We start from the raw sequence: 15,708 nt of genomic DNA, 5'->3' as shown, positions 1-15,708 counted from the left end.
GGCGCGCGGGAATTCGACGGATGGGGGCAGTGGTCCGGTACCGTGAGGACCATGGCCACTCGAACGTCCCCTGCCCCGCGGGGCCAGCACCAGACCCGCAGCAAGGGAGCGTCCGCCGTCACGGCACCCTCCCGGACCAAGGGGCCCGCCAAGCCGCCGGCCAAGGGGGCAGGCCGCGCTCCGGCCAGGACCCGCCAGGTCCCGGTGACACCCGAGCCGCGGGACGAGGACCACCTCGCCCTGCCGCTGAGGGCCGTCCGGGCGGTGTGGATGGGTACCGCGCGCGTCGTCGGTTCCGGTGTCCGCACTTTCGGCCACGACGTCAACCCGGACCGTGAGCTCCGCCGGGACGGTTCCGGCTTCTTCCTCCTCCTGCTGGCCCTGGCCGTCGCCGCCGTCGAGTGGTGGGCCCTCCACGGCATCGCCGCCGACATCGTGCACGCGGCCGCCGGCGGCACCTTCGGCTGGATGGCCCTGCTCGTCCCCTTTATGCTCGGCATCGGCGCCATCCGTCTGTTCCGCTACCCGGAGCGGCACCGGGCCAACAACCGCATCGCCATCGGCCAGCTCGTCCTCCTCTTCGCCGGCTCCGGCATCGCCCACCTCGTCGGCGGCAGGCCCGGCCTCTCCGACGGGCTCGACGCCCTCTGGCGCGCGGGCGGCGTCGCCGGGTTCCTCGTCGCGGGCCCGCTCAGCAGCGTCCTCACGGCCTGGCCCGTGGGCATCCTGCTCGCGGCGGCGATCTTCCTCGGCCTGCTGATCGTCACGGCCACGCCCTTCCGCCACATCCCCGACCGCCTGCGCACCCTGTACGAGCACCTGATGGGCCAGGACCCGAACGGCGCCGAGGCGCGGCGCGACGACGGCCACGACCAGAGCTACCTCTACGAGACCCACGGCGCCACGGCGAAGCCCGAGCCGAAGCGCCGCAAGCGCCTGTTCGGCAAGGACAAGCCCGAGGCGTCCGGCAACGACCACGACCAGCACGACGACGGTGACGGCTACGTCGGCGACGAGGCGTTCGAGCGCGCCGTCATCGAGGACGAGGAGCGCCGCGCCCGCGAGGCCGAGGCCGCCGTCCCGCCCGGCGTCCGGCGACCCACACGGCAGGAACTGGCCGCCGAGGAACTCAAGCGGTCGCAGGGGATCGGCACGCCGGAGCCTGCGCCCGGGCGTGAGCCGGAGGGTGCGACCGAGGCCATCGACGTCGTCCCCGCCGCGAAGGCGCTGATCGTCCCGTCGACGCCGGTGCAGCCGCAGGTCCCGCCCACCCCCATCCCGCAGCGCACCGAGCAGCTGCAGCTCGCCGGCGACGTCGCGTACACCCTGCCGCCGTCGGACTACCTGCCCGCCGGTACCCCGCCCAAGGAGCGCTCGGAAGCCAACGACGCCGTCGTCGCCGCCCTGACCCACACCATGGACCAGTTCAACGTGGACGCGAAGGTGACCGGGTTCTCGCGCGGCCCGACCGTCACGCGCTACGAGATCGAACTGGCCCCGGGCACCAAGGTGGAGCGGGTGACCGCGCTCTCGAAGAACATCTCCTACGCCGTCGCCAGCTCGGACGTGCGCATCCTCTCGCCCATCCCCGGCAAGTCGGCCATCGGTATCGAGATCCCGAACACGGACCGCGAGACGGTCTCCCTCGGCGACGTGCTGCGCTCCGGCAACGCCCGCAAGACGGACCACCCCATGGTGATGGGTGTGGGCAAGGACGTCGAGGGCGGGTTCGTCGTCGCCAACCTCGCGAAGATGCCCCACCTGCTGGTGGCCGGTGCCACGGGTGCGGGCAAGTCCTCGTTCGTGAACTCCATGATCACCTCGATCCTCATGCGCTCCACGCCGGACGAGGTGCGCATGGTCATGGTGGACCCCAAGCGCGTGGAGCTCACCGCGTACGAGGGCGTACCCCACCTCATCACACCCATCATCACGAGCCCCAAGAAGGCCGCCGAGGCGCTGCAGTGGGTGGTGCGCGAGATGGACACCCGCTATGACGACCTGGCGAACTACGGCTACAAGCACATCGACGACTTCAACAAGGCCGTCCGGAACGGGAAGGTCGTCCCGCCCGAGGGCTCCAAGCGCGTCGTCCGCCCCTACCCGTACCTGCTGGTCATCGTGGACGAGCTCGCCGACCTGATGATGGTCGCCCCGCGCGACGTCGAGGACTCGATCGTCCGCATCACCCAGCTGGCGCGCGCCGCCGGCATCCACCTCGTCCTCGCCACGCAGCGGCCGTCGGTCGACGTCGTCACCGGCCTGATCAAGGCCAACGTGCCGTCCCGCATGGCCTTCGCGACATCCTCGGTCACCGATTCCCGCGTGGTGCTGGACCAGCCGGGCGCCGAGAAGCTCATCGGGCAGGGCGACGCGCTGTTCCTGCCCATGGGTGCGTCCAAGCCCATGCGCGTGCAGGGTGCCTGGGTCACCGAGTCGGAGATCCACCGCGTCGTGGAGCACGTGAAGGGGCAGCTGCAGGCCGTCTACCGCGAGGACGTCGCGGTCGACGCACCGAAGAAGCAGATCGACGACGACATCGGGGACGACCTCGAGGTCCTGCTCCAGGCGACAGAACTCGTGGTCACGACCCAGTTCGGGTCCACCTCGATGCTGCAGCGCAAGCTCCGCGTCGGGTTCGCGAAGGCCGGACGACTCATGGACCTGCTCGAATCGCGCGGGGTGGTCGGACCGTCCGAGGGGTCGAAGGCCCGTGACGTGCTGGTCAAGCCCGACGATCTCGCCCCCGTGCTCGCCGCCATGCGCGGTGACGAGCCGTCCGCGCCGGCGCCGTCCCAGCCGCAGCCCCAGGCGCCGATCGACCTCGTCGCGGACGATCTCGCCTCGCGGGCGCAGGCGGTCGACTACTACGACGGCGCCGCCGCGTCGGGGGGCTCCGACGACGGCGACGACGGCGAGAACACCGACGCCTGGAGCCTCACCGGCAGGTAGCCTGAGAGAGTGACTAGCTCCCCGAGCCCGGCCGTGCCGGTCCTGAACATCGCGAACGTCCTCACCGTCGTGCGCATCCTGATGGTGCCGTTCTTCGTCTGGTTCCTCCTGCTCGACGACGGCCGCGACGGGCTGTTCCGCTGGCTCGCCGTCCTCGTCTTCGCGGTCGCGATCTACACCGACAAGCTCGACGGCGACCTGGCCCGCAGCCGGGGCCTCATCACGGACTTCGGCAAGATCGCGGACCCGATCGCGGACAAGCTGCTCATCGGCTCCGCCCTCGTGATGCTGTCCGTCCTGGGCGAGCTCTGGTGGTGGGTCACGATCGTGATCCTGGTCCGCGAGATCGGGATCACGCTCCTGCGGTTCGCCGTGATCCGGTACGGGGTCATGCCGGCCTCGCGCGGGGGAAAGCTGAAGACGGTCGTCCAGACCGTCGCCATCCTGCTGTTCCTCATCCCGCTGCAGTCCATCGCCGGCGACTGGGCCTGGTGGCCCGCTGCCGCGGTCATGGCGGCCGCCGTCGTGATCACGGTGGCGACCGGCGTCGACTACGTGGTCCAGGCCATCCGGCTCCGGGCCGCAGCCCGCTCGTGACCGGCGCGGGACCGGCCGCCGACGTCGTCGACCTCGCCACGCGGCGGGGTCTCACGGTGGCCACGGCCGAATCCCTGACGGCCGGCCTGGTCGCCGCCACGCTGGCCGACGTCCCGGGCGCCTCCGCGGTCCTGCAGGGCGGAGTAATTGCCTACCAGATCTCTGTCAAGCAGAACCTGTTGAACGTCGACGCCGAACTTCTTTCGAGCGCCGGCGCCGTGGATCCGCGCGTCGCCGCGGCGATGGCCGACGGCGCCAGGGCGGCGTTCTCCTCGGACATCGGCGTCGCGACGACCGGCGTCGCGGGGCCCTCCCCGCACGAGGGGAAGCCGGTGGGGACCGTATTCACGGCGATTTCCACCTCCTCGGGCACGGAGACGTTCGAGCACCACTTCGTCGGGGACCGCGACGCGATCAGGACCGCTTCCCGTGATGCGGTGCTCGTCGAGCTCCGCGAGGCGCTCCTCGGGGGAACAAACAATCGCCGGGGGTAGTTATAAACACTGCCGGCCGTTGATAGGGTTGGCGACTCAAGCTCTAGCAGAACGGGCAGGTCATCATCACGGGGCGGACGTCCATCGGGCGCCGCCGCATTATGAGGGAGCAAGGCGATACAGATGGTAAAGCAGCCCGTATCCGTAAACGGCGTGGTCCGTTGGCGTGATGTGGGGTTGGCGGATGATGCACAACGCAGGCCCAAGGAGCGCAAGCTGGTGGTTCTCCGCCACGAGATCGGCGACGTCCTGCGCGACGTCCGCCAGCGCCAAGGCCGTACCCTGCGCGAGGTGTCGCACAGTGCGAGGGTTTCCCTCGGATACCTCAGCGAGGTCGAGCGTGGACAGAAGGAAGCATCGTCCGAACTCCTCTCATCAATCTGCAGTGCACTCGAGGTGCCGCTCTCCTCGATGCTGCGGGAAGTCAGCGACCGCCTGGCAGAAGCAGAAGGCGTATCCATCCCGGACACCATCCCCCAGGAGTTCTCCCGCGAATTCGGGGACGACCTCACGGACGAACTGAACGACGACTTCCGTCGGGGGCTCGCGGCCACGAACCGCTAGTCACCCCACGTCAAGGAAGGCCCGTCCCCGACACGACCGAGGGGGCGGGCCTTCCTGTTGTCTGCTACCAGTTGTCCCGGGTGTAGGTGTTGTTGAGCTGGGCGATGAGCGTGCCCAGGCGCGTGAGGTCCTCCACGTCCCAGTCCTCCATGAGCTGGTGGAAGGCCTGCTTGCGGGCCGTCTGCGCAGCCACGAGCTGCCGGGTGCCGGCGTCCGTCAGCGAGATCGACTGCGCCCGGCCGTCGAGCGGGTCGGCTTCCTTCCGGACCAGGCCCAGCTGCTCCAGCATCGCGATCTGCCGGCTGACGGAGGGCTTGCCCACTCCCACGCTTGCAGCGATGTCGGTGAGACGCATGGAGCCCTCACGCTGCAGGATCACCAGCAGCCCGTACGCCGCGGGTTCCATGTCGGGATGCACCCGACGCGCCACCTTGTAGGAGTTCGAACGGGCGCGCCGCCACAGCATGCTCAGCTGCTGTTCCAGGGCCTCGATGGCCGCATCGGTGTCGGCATCCTCCCCGGGGTAGCCGGTACGGCCCGCGCCGGGGTCGGTGATGCTCGGCTTCGCGTTCATGGGGCCATTCTAGGGCGCACCGGCGGAATCACCATGCCCCACAGCCTGTTTCCTCCGCCCGGCCGCGAATTCCGCTCGCGGGTCGTCCTCCCGGGTGATTCTACCGCGGCCCTCGGTGCCGGCCTCCGTGTCGAGGACCCAGAATGGTAGGAGAGGTATGACGGATGATCGGCCCACGACGAGAGCGAAGGACAGTGCATGCGGTTGAGCGACTTCTGGCGATTGATGGACGACGAGTTCGGGGAGCGGTACTCGCGGACCCTCGCGCGGGACCTCGTCGTGGACCAGCTGGGTGACAGGACGGCGTCCGAGGCGCTGGGCGCAGGTGCCGATCCGAAGACGGTCTGGGAAGCGGTGTGCCGGGCGCAGGATGTACCGACGAGCCGCTGGCTCGGCCGCGACGTCAAACCGCGCTGACCCGATGCGTCGGCACGCCCACGGCCGGGCTGCACGGGACACACAGAGGAACCGCGAATATTCGAATACCTGTTCGGACGGGGATACAATGGGACACGGCCCGAGCGCTGTTACGCACATGGTGACGGCCCCGCCCCAAAGTGTCGGTGCGGGCCCCTACAGTCGAATCGAACACGTACACACAGGCCAGTTGGCCATGAACAACCGAGGTGAAGAATGGCCGCTCCAGACCGCGAGAAAGCCCTAGAAGCTGCTCTCGCCCAGATCGACAAGCAGTACGGCAAGGGATCGATCATGCGCCTCGGCGACGAGACCAGGGCGCCCATCGAGACCATCTCCACGAGCTCCATCGCGCTGGATGCGGCTCTCGGCATCGGCGGCCTGCCCCGCGGCAGGGTCGTGGAGATCTACGGTCCCGAGTCGTCGGGCAAGACCACCGTCGCCCTCCATGCGGTGGCCAGTGCCCAGCGCAACGGCGGGATCGCCGCCTTCATCGATGCCGAGCACGCCCTGGATCCCGAGTACGCGAAGAGGCTGGGCGTCGACACCGACGCACTCCTCGTCTCGCAGCCGGACACCGGTGAGCAGGCGCTGGAGATCATGGACATGCTCATCGGTTCCGGATCGATCGACATCGTCGTCATCGACTCCGTCGCCGCCCTCGTGCCCCGCGCCGAGATCGAGGGAGAGATGGGTGACAGCCACGTCGGCCTGCAGGCCCGGCTCATGAGCCAGGCCCTCAGGAAGATCACCGGCCGGCTCGCCCAGACCAAGACCACGGCCATCTTCATCAACCAGCTCCGCGAGAAGATCGGTGTGTTCTTCGGCAGCCCCGAGACCACCACGGGCGGCAAGGCGCTGAAGTTCTATGCGTCCGTCCGCATCGACGTCCGACGCATCGAGACCCTGAAGGAAGGCGTCAACCCGGTCGGCAACAGGACGCGCGCCAAGATCGTCAAGAACAAGATGGCCCCGCCCTTCAAGCAGGCCGAGTTCGACATCCTGTACGGCTACGGAATCTCCCGTGAGGGCGGACTTATCGATGTCGGTGTCGAGAACGGACTGGTCAAGAAGTCCGGCGCCTGGTTCACCTATGACGGCGACCAGCTGGGGCAGGGCAAGGAGAACGCCCGGAAGTTCCTGAAGGACAATCCGGGCCTGGCCGACGAGCTCGAGCAGAAGATCAGGGTCAAGCTGGGCATCGGGGTGCAGCCGGAGGAGCCGGACGTACCGAAGCTCAAGGCCGTCAGCAGCGAGTAGGCGCCGTGGCATCGGAGATCGGGCCGGAAGCGGCCGGATGGGGGATCTCCTACGGTCTGTTCGGTTCGGACAGTTCAGCCGACCCGGACGGATCCGAGCCGCCTGCCCGGTCCCGATCCACGCGCCAGAAGTCGTCGCGGTCGGCGTCCTCCTCCTTCGGCAGGACGACGTCGGCGAAGGGGCGCGGAGCGCCACAGGCCCGCCGTCGAAGCGGCTCGCCGGGCCGGGCATCCTTCGACGATCCGTTCGCACCGGTCGTCGGTGCCTCGGCCGACGCCGCCGAGGCACCCGATGCTCCCACGACGGGGGACGGCACCGGTCGGCGGCGGGCACGCGACGGAGGAGGCCGATCCTCACCCCGAGGTGCGCGGCGCGGGCGGCGTGATGCCGCCGCAGGTCCGAGCGACGACGTCCCCGAGGGTGACGGGACGGCGGGGGAGGACACCCCAGTCCGGAGCGACGAGGAGTGGACGTCGCTGGCCCGCTCCGTGCTGCTCCGCCAACTGGCCATGGGCGCCCGGAGCCGCCACCAGCTCGATCGCAAGCTCGCCGAGCGTGAGGTACCGCGGCCGATCGCCGCGGCACTCCTCGACAGGTTCGAGGAAGTGCAGCTGATCGATGACGCCGAGTTCGCCCGGATGTGGGTGCGCACCCGCACCGCCGCCAGGTCGCTCTCCCGGTCCTCGCTGCGGCGCGAGCTCGCGGACAAGGGCATCGACGCGTCGCTGGCGGAGGATGCCCTGCTGCAGCTCTCCGACGAGGAGGAGGACGAACAGGCCCGGGAGGTGGTGCGCCGGAAGCTCCGCCGCAGTGCCGATCTGTCCGATCGTGCCGTGCGGGACAAGGAGATGCGGCGCCTCGTCGGGGTGCTCGCCCGCAAGGGCTACAGCCCCGGGACCGCGTTCTCGATCGTGAAGGACGTTCTCGCCGAGGGTGAGTGACCGCGCCGGTCGACCCGGCGATTGTGGGCGCCCAGCGTGCCGGTCGTACGCTTGAGGGCGTGAGCATGACACTTCCTGTATCCCTCGACGAGACGCCCCGCGGTACCCCGGCCGGCGCAGCCGGACAGCGCACCTACGAGGTGCGGACGTTCGGCTGCCAGATGAACGTGCATGATTCCGAGCGGATCTCCGGGCTGCTCGAGGGTGCCGGACTCGCGCGCGTCGAGGGCGGCCAGGCGGACGTCGTCGTCTTCAACACCTGCGCCGTCCGCGAGAACGCGGACAACAAGCTGTACGGCAACCTCGGGATCCTCAAGGCGGTCAAGGAGGCCCGGCCGGATCTGCAGATCGCCGTGGGTGGGTGCCTCGCCCAGAAGGACAGGGAGACCATCCTCAAGAAGGCACCCTGGGTGGACGCGGTCTTCGGGACGCACAACATCGGCGCGCTGCCCGCCCTGCTCGAGCGTGCACGCCACAACCAGGACGCGCAGCTGGAGATCCTGGAATCCCTCGACGTGTTCCCCTCCACCCTGCCGACACGGCGCGAGTCGGTCTACGCCGGCTGGGTCTCGATCTCCGTCGGCTGCAACAACACCTGCACCTTCTGCATCGTGCCGTCCCTGCGAGGCAAGGAGCGCGACCGCCGGCCCGGGGAGATCCTCGCCGAGATCGAAGCCCTCGTCGCCGACGGCGCCGTCGAGGTCACGCTCCTCGGCCAGAACGTGAACTCCTACGGCGTCGAGTTCGGCGACCGCGGTGCCTTCGCGAAGCTGCTGCGCGCCTGCGGGTCGATCGAGGGCCTCGAACGGGTCCGGTTCACCAGCCCGCACCCCGCAGCGTTCACCGACGACGTGATCGACGCGATGGCCGAGACGCCCAACGTGATGCCGCAGCTGCACATGCCCCTGCAGTCGGGCTCGGACCGTGTCCTGAAGGCGATGCGGCGGTCCTACCGGTCCAGCCGCTTCCTCGGCATCCTCGAGAGGGTCCGCGACCGGATGCCCCACGCCGCCATCTCCACCGACATCATCGTGGGCTTCCCCGGCGAGACGGAGGAGGACTTCCAGGCCACCCTCGACGTCGTCGAGCAGTCCCGCTTCGCCACGGCCTTCACCTTCCAGTACTCGAAACGCCCCGGCACCCCGGCGGCGGACCTGCCCGACCAGCTGCCCAAGGCCGTGGTGCAGGAGCGGTTCGAGCGGCTGACGGCGCTCCAGGACCGCATCGCCCGTGAGGAGAACGCGAAGCAGGTCGGGACGGTCGTCGAGGTGCTCGTGACCGACCAGCAGGGCCGCAAAGGCGGCGAGACGCATCGGCTCACCGGGCGTGCGCGGGACCAGCGGCTCGTCCACTTCTCCGTCCCCGAGGGGGCGGCCGTGCCCCGACCGGGCGACGTCGTGACCCTTCCCGTCACCGAGGCGGCTTCCTTCCACCTGCTGTCGGATCCCGCGCCCGAGCAGTACGCCGTCCGCCGCTCCCGCGCCGGCGACGCGTGGGACAGGAGCCAGGCCGACTCCTGCGGCGTCCCGGCGTCGTCCGACGGCACGGCCGGTCCTGACGGTGCTCCCCGCCCCGTGTCGCTGGGCATGCCGTCCCTGCCGGTCCGCGGAGCGGCTTCTTGACCCTTCCCGTGGTCGCGGTCGTCGGTCCCACGGGGTCCGGCAAGTCCGAGCTCGGTATCGCCCTGGCCCAGCGCCTCGACGGCGAGATCGTCAACGCCGACGCCCTCCAGTTCTACCGCGGCATGGACATCGGGACGGCCAAGCTGGCCCCGACGGAGCGGCAGGGCGTCGGGCATCATCTGCTCGATGTCCTCGACGTCACGCAGGAGGCGAGCGTCGCCGCCTACCAGGAGGACGCCCGCCGGATCGTCGAGGACATCCGCGCCCGCGGGCGGGTGCCCATCCTCGTCGGCGGGTCCGGCCTGTACATCCGTGCGGCCCTCGACCGGCTCGAGTTCCCGCCGACCGACGCCGGCGTCCGCAGCCGGCTCGAGGCGGAACTCGCCACCACCGGGAGCGCGGCGTTCCGCCGACGGCTCCGGGAGGTCGACCCCGCCTCCGCAGAACGGATCGACGACGACCGCCGCCTCGTCCGCGCCCTCGAGGTGTACGAGATCAGCGGACGGCCCTTCAGCGCCTTCATGCCGCGGCGCGAGTACCACCAGCCCGCCGTGCAGATCGGCCTCGCCGTCGACCGGGCCGTCCTGCGCGCACGGCTCGCCGAGCGGGTGCACGCGATGGTGGCCGGCGGGCTGGCCGACGAGGTCGGACGCCTCGCCGCCCGCGGGCTCCGGGACGGGCGGACGGCGTCCCGCGCCCTCGGGTACGGGCAGTTCCTCCGGGTGCTCGACGGCTCCATGACGGAGCAGGACGCCGTCGAGGACACGATCGCCGCGACCCGCCGGTTCGCTCGGCGCCAGCTGACCTGGTTCCGGGGCGATCCGCGCGTGGCCTGGACGGACTGGCACGCACCCGGTCTCGTCGACCGGGCCGTCGGGATCGTGCGGCAGCGTGGGGACATATCCTAGGACGGTGACCGACTACCGCGCCCATGCCACCGATTCCCGGCCGTCCGCCGGCCTCTCCTTCACCAAGGGCCACGGCACCGGCAACGACTTCGTCCTGACGCTCGACCCGGACGCGGCAGCTCCGGACGACGCCGCCTTCGTCGCCTCGCTCTGCGACCGCCACCGGGGGATCGGCGCCGACGGATACATCCGCGCCGTGCGGTCGTCCGCCCTTCCTGAAGGGCGGGCGCTCCTGCAGACGGAGCCCGCCGCGGAATGGTTCATGGACTACCGCAACGCCGACGGCTCGGTGTCCGAGATGTGCGGCAACGGCGTCCGCGTCTTCGCGCACTTCCTCCTCGCCTCCTCGGTGGCCGACCTGCCCGAGGGCGGCGAGCTCGCCATCGCCACCCGCGCGGGCGTCAAGCGCGTGACCCGCTCGCACGACGGGTACGCGGTGGACATGGGGCCCTGGGAGTTCATCCACCCCGAGGCGGCCGTGGCCCGGGGTATGGACTCGCTCGTGGAGATCGGCGGACTCGATGTCGACCGCCCGGCGCTGTCGATCAGCATGGGCAATCCGCACACCGTCGTCGCGCTGGCCGAGGCCGCCGAACTGCAGAGGACCGAACTGCACCGGGCTCCGGGTGTCCAGCCGGTGCCGCCGGAGGGGACCAACGTGGAACTCGTGGTGCCCTCCGATCCGCTCGTGGGGGACGACGGCGTCGGCCGGCTCAGTATGCGCGTCCATGAGCGGGGCGTCGGCGAGACGCAGTCGTGCGGCACCGGCGCCTGTGCCGCCGCCGCGGCCACACGCTTCTGGGCGGGCGCGGGAGCCCCCGCGCGGTGGCAGGTGACCGTCCCGGGCGGCGTCGTCGGGGTCACGTTCTTCGACGGCCCCGACGGCCGTGAACACGTGCTGCTCAGCGGCCCGGCCGCCCTGGTGGCGGAGGGCGTACTCCTCCCCGCCGGCTGAGCCGGTCGAACGGGATGAGCCCGCCGGGGCGGTCACTCCGCCCGGTGCACCTCGAGGATGCGGAAGGACTTGGACGTCTCGGCGCGCCGCACCGTGAAGCCTTCGGGCAGCTCCTCGGACAGCCAGCGCTGCAGGGAGTCCGCGCCCAGGTTCTTCTGCACCACGAGCCAGGCCCGGCCGCCCGGGGCGAGGCGCGGGAGCCAGCGCAGGAGCAGCGCATGCAGTTCCTGCTTGCCGATGCGGATGGGCGGATTGGACCAGATGGTGTCGTACTCGAGTGCGTCGTCCACGGCGTCGGGGGTGCTCGCCGCCACGTGGCCCAGTCCGAGGCGCGCGGCGTTCTCCGCGGTCAGTGCGACGCACCGCTCGTTGACGTCGACCGCGTGGACCTCGGCGTCGGGCGCTTTCAGTGCCATGGTGAGGGCGAGCGGCCCCCACCCGCAGCCGAGATCCAGCATCCGCCGTCCCTGCGGGTCCGGGACGGCGTCGAGCAGGATCGCCGTGCCCTTGTCCACGCCGTCGGGGCTGAACAGGCCCGACGACGTCACGAGGTCCCTGCGTGCGCCGGCCAGGACGACGGAGAGCGGTCGGCGCGTGTCCGGTCCCGCCGGCTGGGCGCTGAAATAGTGCTGAGACTCCATGGACAGAAGCCTAGTGGCACACCGGAGGCACCCGGCGCGGGCAGGTTTCGCGCTGGGAGAATACGCTGGAGCAGGCCGGGCCGTCAGCCGTAGGATTGAGGGACATCCACCTAGGGAGACTATGACCGAGAACCACGGACATTCCACCGGCGCCGACATGGGCCCGGAGGAGATCCAAGCCGTCATCGACCGGATCCTCGCCAGCGACGAAGCTGCCGTGGCCAAGGCGAAGAAGGGGACACCAGCGCCGGACACTTCCGCGCCGATCGAGAAGACCTGGCGATCACGGGCACAGGCCCTGTCCCAGGACGAAGAGCCGTCGGACGCCGACGGAGACCAGCAGGACCTGGCCGAGCGCCGGGCGCTCCGACGTGTCGCAGGACTGTCGACCGAACTGGAGGACGTCACCGAGGTCGAGTACCGGCAGCTCCGGCTGGAACGCGTCGTCCTCGCCGGCCTCTGGAGCGAGGGAACGGCGCAGGACGCTGAGAACTCGCTCCAGGAGCTCGCGGCACTGGCGGAGACGGCCGGTTCGGAGGTCCTCGACGGCATCGTGCAGCGACGCCTCAAGCCGGACCCCGGGACGTTCCTCGGCTCGGGCAAGGCCCAGGAGCTCAAGGGGATCGTCCAGGCGACCGGGGCGGACACCGTGATCGTCGACAGTGAGCTGTCGCCGTCGCAGCGCCGCGGACTGGAGGACATCGTGAAGGTCAAGGTGATCGACCGGACCGCGCTGATCCTCGACATCTTCGCCCAGCACGCCAAGAGCCGCGAGGGCAAGGCGCAGGTCGAACTCGCCCAGCTCGAGTACCTGCTCCCGCGCCTCCGCGGCTGGGGCGAATCCATGTCCCGCCAGGCCGGTGGCCAGGTCGGCAGCGCAGGCGCCGGCATGGGCTCGCGTGGCCCGGGCGAGACGAAGATCGAACTCGATCGGCGCAAGATCCGTACACGGATGGCGAAGCTCCGCCGCGAGATCGCGGGGATGAAACCCGCGCGGGAGACGAAACGCTCCAACCGCCGCCGGAACCAGGTACCGTCCGTCGCCATCGCCGGCTACACGAACGCCGGCAAGTCGTCCCTGCTGAACCGGCTCACCGACGCCGGCGTCCTCGTCGAGAACGCGCTGTTCGCCACGCTGGATCCGACGGTCCGCAAGGCGGAGACACCCGACGGCATCGGCTACACCCTCGCGGACACGGTCGGCTTCGTGCGGTCGCTGCCCACCCAGCTCATCGAGGCGTTCCGCTCCACCCTGGAGGAGGTCGCCGACTCCGATCTCATCCTGCACGTCGTCGACGCGTCCCACCCCGACCCCGAAGGCCAGATCGCCGCGGTCCGTGCCGTGCTGACGGAGGTCGACGCCCGCAAGGTGCCCGAGATCATCGTGCTGAACAAGGCCGACGCCGCCGATCCGTTCGTCATCGAACGGCTGCGGCAGCGCGAACCACGCTCCGTCGTCGTCTCCGCACGGACGGGCGCAGGGCTCACCGAGCTGCGCCAGCTGATCAGCACGAGCATTCCCCGCCCGGGCGTGAAGCTGGACCTGATGGTGCCCTACGAGCGCGGGGAGATCCTCAGCCGCCTCCACGAGGAGGACGTCGAGATCCTCGGCCTCGAGCACGTCGGCGAGGGGACCCGCCTCGAAGTGATGGTCCGGGAGGGCCTGGCCGCCGAGCTGGAGGCGTACGTCCGGCATGAGTGAGAGCACGCGGTCCGGCGCCGTGGCGCCGGACCCGGCTCCCCGCTCGGACGAAGCACGGCAGGCCCTCGAACTGCTCGACGCCGCGGTGGCGGCCATGGGCGGGGAGATGCGCTCCGGGCAGCACGAGATGGTCCGGCAGGTCAGTGAGTCCATCCGCTCGGGCGAGCACCTGCTCGTCCAGGCCGGCACCGGGACCGGGAAGTCGCTCGCGTACCTGGTCCCGCTGATCGCCCACGCCATGGACAGCGACCGGCCCTCGATCGTCTCCACGGCCACGCTCGCCCTCCAGGCGCAGATCGTGGGGAGGGACCTCCCGCGCCTCCTGGACGCCGTGCGGCCCGCGCTCACGCGCCCCGTCGACGTCGCCCTGCTCAAGGGCCGGTCGAACTACGTCTGCCTCCACAAGACCGGGGGCGGATTCCCGGAGGAGGACGCGCCCGGCACCCTCTTCAGCCTCGGCGAGGACGCCACGCCACACCCGTCCCCGGCGGCCGACGGTCCGTCCTCGGCACTCGGCAGGGACGTCGTGCGACTGCGTGAATGGGCAGAGGAGACCGCGACGGGCGATCGCGACGACCTCGTGCCCGGCGTGAGCGATCGCGCGTGGCGCCAGGTGTCCGTCTCCAGCATGGAGTGCATCGGTGCCGCCCGCTGTCCGATGGCCCAGGAGTGCTTCAGCGAGAAGGCGCGCGCCGCAGCAGCGGACGCCGATATCGTCATCACCAACCACGCGATGCTCGCGATCAGCGCGTTCGAGGGGCTCGCCGTCCTGCCGGAGTACGACGTCGTCGTCATCGACGAGGCGCACGAACTCCACGACCGGGTGACCGGAGCCGTCTCCGGCCAGCTCTCCGCCCCGATGGTGAGCGCGGCGGCCACGGCGCTCCGCCGCCACGCCTCCATCAGTACGGCCGCCCTCGACACGGCCGCCGACGCCTTCGAGGCGGCCGCCGAACTCGTCCCCTCGGGCCTGCTGCCGGGACGCCTCCCGGAGGATCTCGAGCAGGCCCTCGCCCAGGTCCGGGACGCGTCCCGCGCGGCGCTGTCGGACACGAAGACGGACGGCACGTCCGAAGCCGACGTCGACGGCGGCCGGCAGGTCGCCCGCTCACGCACCACGCTGGTCTTCGAGCTCGCCGAGCGGATCCTCGCGGCGTCGGACCTCAACGAGGTCGTGTGGGCGTCGCGTCCCAGCAGCTTCACGCCGGGCTCCGGCTACACGCAACCCGACGAGACCGCGCCCGCGACGCTGAACGTCGCGCCGCTGTCCGTCGCCGGACGGCTGCGGGAGGGACTGTTCGAGGACCACACCGTGATCCTGACCTCCGCGACCCTCGCGATCGGTTCCGAGTTCGGTCCCGTCGCGGGGTCGCTGGGACTCAGCGGTCCCGGTGCGCCCGCCTGGACCGGCGTCGACGTCGGGAGCCCCTTCGACTATCCACGCCAGGGCGTGCTCTACGTGGCGAAGGACCTGCCGAAGCCCGAGCGCGGAACCTCCGGTGCGCAACTGGAAGAGCTCCTGGGACTCCTCACCGCGTCCCGAGGGGGTGCGCTGGGACTGTTCTCGTCCAAGCGGGCCGCCGAGGAGGCGGCGGAGGCACTGCGTCCGAAGGTCGACTTCGAGATCCTGTGCCAGGGGGAGTCCTCGCTCAACGCGCTGGTCACGCAGTTCGCGGACGAGCCGGACACCTGCCTGTTCGGCACCATGTCCCTCTGGCAGGGCGTCGACGTGCCGGGGTCCTCGTGCCGGCTGGTCGTGATCGACCGCATTCCGTTCCCGCGGCCGGACGATCCCCTCATGACCGCCCGCACGCGGGCGGTGGCCCGGAACGGGGGCAACGGCTTCATGAGCGTGTCCGCCACGCACGCGGCCGTCCGGCTCGCGCAGGGCGCGGGACGCCTGATCAGGGCGGCGGAGGACAGGGGCGTGGTCGCCGTCCTCGACAGCCGACTCGCCAACGCCCGGTACGGCGGCTTCCTCCGGGCAGCCCTCCCGCCCTTCTGGGCGACGACGGACCGCGCGACCGTCACCGGGATCCTGGAGCGGCTCTCAGGGCGCTGAGGCGTCCCTCCGGCCGCGA

At 70.7% G+C, this 15,708-nt stretch carries 14 protein-coding genes; 12 read left to right on the top strand and 2 right to left on the bottom strand.

Annotated features, from left to right (window positions below):
* Nucleotides 1-51: 51 nt before the first annotated feature.
* The 4 genes from CXQ92_RS17100 to CXQ92_RS17085 all read left to right on the top strand — a co-directional run bounded on the left by CXQ92_RS17100 (nt 52) and on the right by CXQ92_RS17085 (nt 4,607).
* Nucleotides 52-2,952, top strand: coding sequence for a DNA translocase FtsK (locus tag CXQ92_RS17100; RefSeq protein WP_104168983.1), 2,901 nt, complete (start codon nt 52-54; stop codon nt 2,950-2,952).
* Nucleotides 2,953-2,961: 9 nt separating this feature from the next.
* Complete coding sequence (gene pgsA, locus CXQ92_RS17095; protein WP_104168982.1) at nt 2,962-3,549, top strand: CDP-diacylglycerol--glycerol-3-phosphate 3-phosphatidyltransferase; 588 nt, start codon at nt 2,962-2,964, stop codon at nt 3,547-3,549.
* The gene (locus tag CXQ92_RS17090; RefSeq protein WP_104168981.1) at nt 3,546-4,043 is read left to right on the top strand and encodes a CinA family protein; all 498 of its coding nucleotides are present in this window, start codon (nt 3,546-3,548) and stop codon (nt 4,041-4,043) included. Before pgsA ends, CXQ92_RS17090 begins: the two co-directional genes overlap by 4 nt.
* Before the next feature lie 123 nt (nt 4,044-4,166).
* On the top strand, nt 4,167-4,607 hold the full coding sequence (locus tag CXQ92_RS17085; RefSeq protein WP_043447546.1) for a helix-turn-helix domain-containing protein: 441 nt from the start codon (nt 4,167-4,169) through the stop codon (nt 4,605-4,607).
* Nucleotides 4,608-4,671: 64 nt separating this feature from the next.
* Here the strand turns inward: CXQ92_RS17085 and CXQ92_RS17080 are convergent, their stop codons facing one another.
* The gene (locus CXQ92_RS17080; protein ID WP_052274503.1) at nt 4,672-5,181 is read right to left on the bottom strand and encodes a MarR family winged helix-turn-helix transcriptional regulator; all 510 of its coding nucleotides are present in this window, start codon (nt 5,179-5,181) and stop codon (nt 4,672-4,674) included.
* Nucleotides 5,182-5,379: 198 nt separating this feature from the next.
* Here CXQ92_RS17080 and CXQ92_RS17075 point away from each other — a divergent pair, with 198 nt between their 5' ends.
* The 6 genes from CXQ92_RS17075 (at nt 5,380) to dapF (ending at nt 11,284) form a co-directional block, all read left to right on the top strand.
* Nucleotides 5,380-5,598: a DUF3046 domain-containing protein gene (locus CXQ92_RS17075; RefSeq protein ID WP_104168980.1), complete on the top strand. Its 219-nt coding sequence runs from the start codon at nt 5,380-5,382 to the stop codon at nt 5,596-5,598.
* A 216-nt stretch (nt 5,599-5,814) separates the two neighbouring features.
* Nucleotides 5,815-6,858: a recombinase RecA gene (recA, locus tag CXQ92_RS17070; protein ID WP_104168979.1), complete on the top strand. Its 1,044-nt coding sequence runs from the start codon at nt 5,815-5,817 to the stop codon at nt 6,856-6,858.
* A 5-nt stretch (nt 6,859-6,863) separates the two neighbouring features.
* Nucleotides 6,864-7,799 carry a regulatory protein RecX gene (locus CXQ92_RS18770; protein ID WP_258070036.1) on the top strand — a complete coding sequence of 312 codons (936 nt, stop codon included), beginning with the start codon at nt 6,864-6,866 and terminating at the stop codon, nt 7,797-7,799.
* Between the two features lie 65 nt (nt 7,800-7,864).
* Nucleotides 7,865-9,421: a tRNA (N6-isopentenyl adenosine(37)-C2)-methylthiotransferase MiaB gene (miaB, locus tag CXQ92_RS17060; RefSeq protein WP_104168978.1), complete on the top strand. Its 1,557-nt coding sequence runs from the start codon at nt 7,865-7,867 to the stop codon at nt 9,419-9,421.
* On the top strand, nt 9,418-10,329 hold the full coding sequence (miaA, locus tag CXQ92_RS17055) for a tRNA (adenosine(37)-N6)-dimethylallyltransferase MiaA (protein WP_104168977.1): 912 nt from the start codon (nt 9,418-9,420) through the stop codon (nt 10,327-10,329). Before miaB ends, miaA begins: the two co-directional genes overlap by 4 nt.
* Nucleotides 10,330-10,333: 4 nt before the next feature.
* Nucleotides 10,334-11,284 (top strand): diaminopimelate epimerase, encoded by a 951-nt coding sequence (gene dapF, locus CXQ92_RS17050; protein ID WP_104168976.1) that lies wholly within the window; start codon nt 10,334-10,336, stop codon nt 11,282-11,284.
* 32 nt (nt 11,285-11,316) lie between these two features.
* Here the strand turns inward: dapF and CXQ92_RS17045 are convergent, their stop codons facing one another.
* Nucleotides 11,317-11,925, bottom strand: coding sequence for a class I SAM-dependent methyltransferase (locus CXQ92_RS17045; RefSeq protein ID WP_104168975.1), 609 nt, complete (start codon nt 11,923-11,925; stop codon nt 11,317-11,319).
* A gap of 121 nt (nt 11,926-12,046) precedes the next feature.
* Between CXQ92_RS17045 and hflX the strand changes: the two genes are divergently transcribed.
* Both hflX and CXQ92_RS17035 read left to right on the top strand, forming a co-directional pair.
* On the top strand, nt 12,047-13,627 hold the full coding sequence (hflX, locus tag CXQ92_RS17040) for a GTPase HflX (protein ID WP_104168974.1): 1,581 nt from the start codon (nt 12,047-12,049) through the stop codon (nt 13,625-13,627).
* Entirely contained in the window at nt 13,620-15,689 is a 2,070-nt protein-coding gene (locus CXQ92_RS17035) for an ATP-dependent DNA helicase (RefSeq protein ID WP_104168973.1), read from the top strand. The genes hflX and CXQ92_RS17035 overlap by 8 nt, the downstream gene beginning before the upstream one ends.
* Nucleotides 15,690-15,708: the final 19 nt, after the last annotated feature.

Source organism: Arthrobacter sp. SX1312, assembly GCF_002929295.1.
Classification (GTDB): Bacteria; Actinomycetota; Actinomycetes; order Actinomycetales; family Micrococcaceae; genus Arthrobacter_D.
This window is presented reverse-complemented; position numbering and strand designations above follow the sequence as displayed.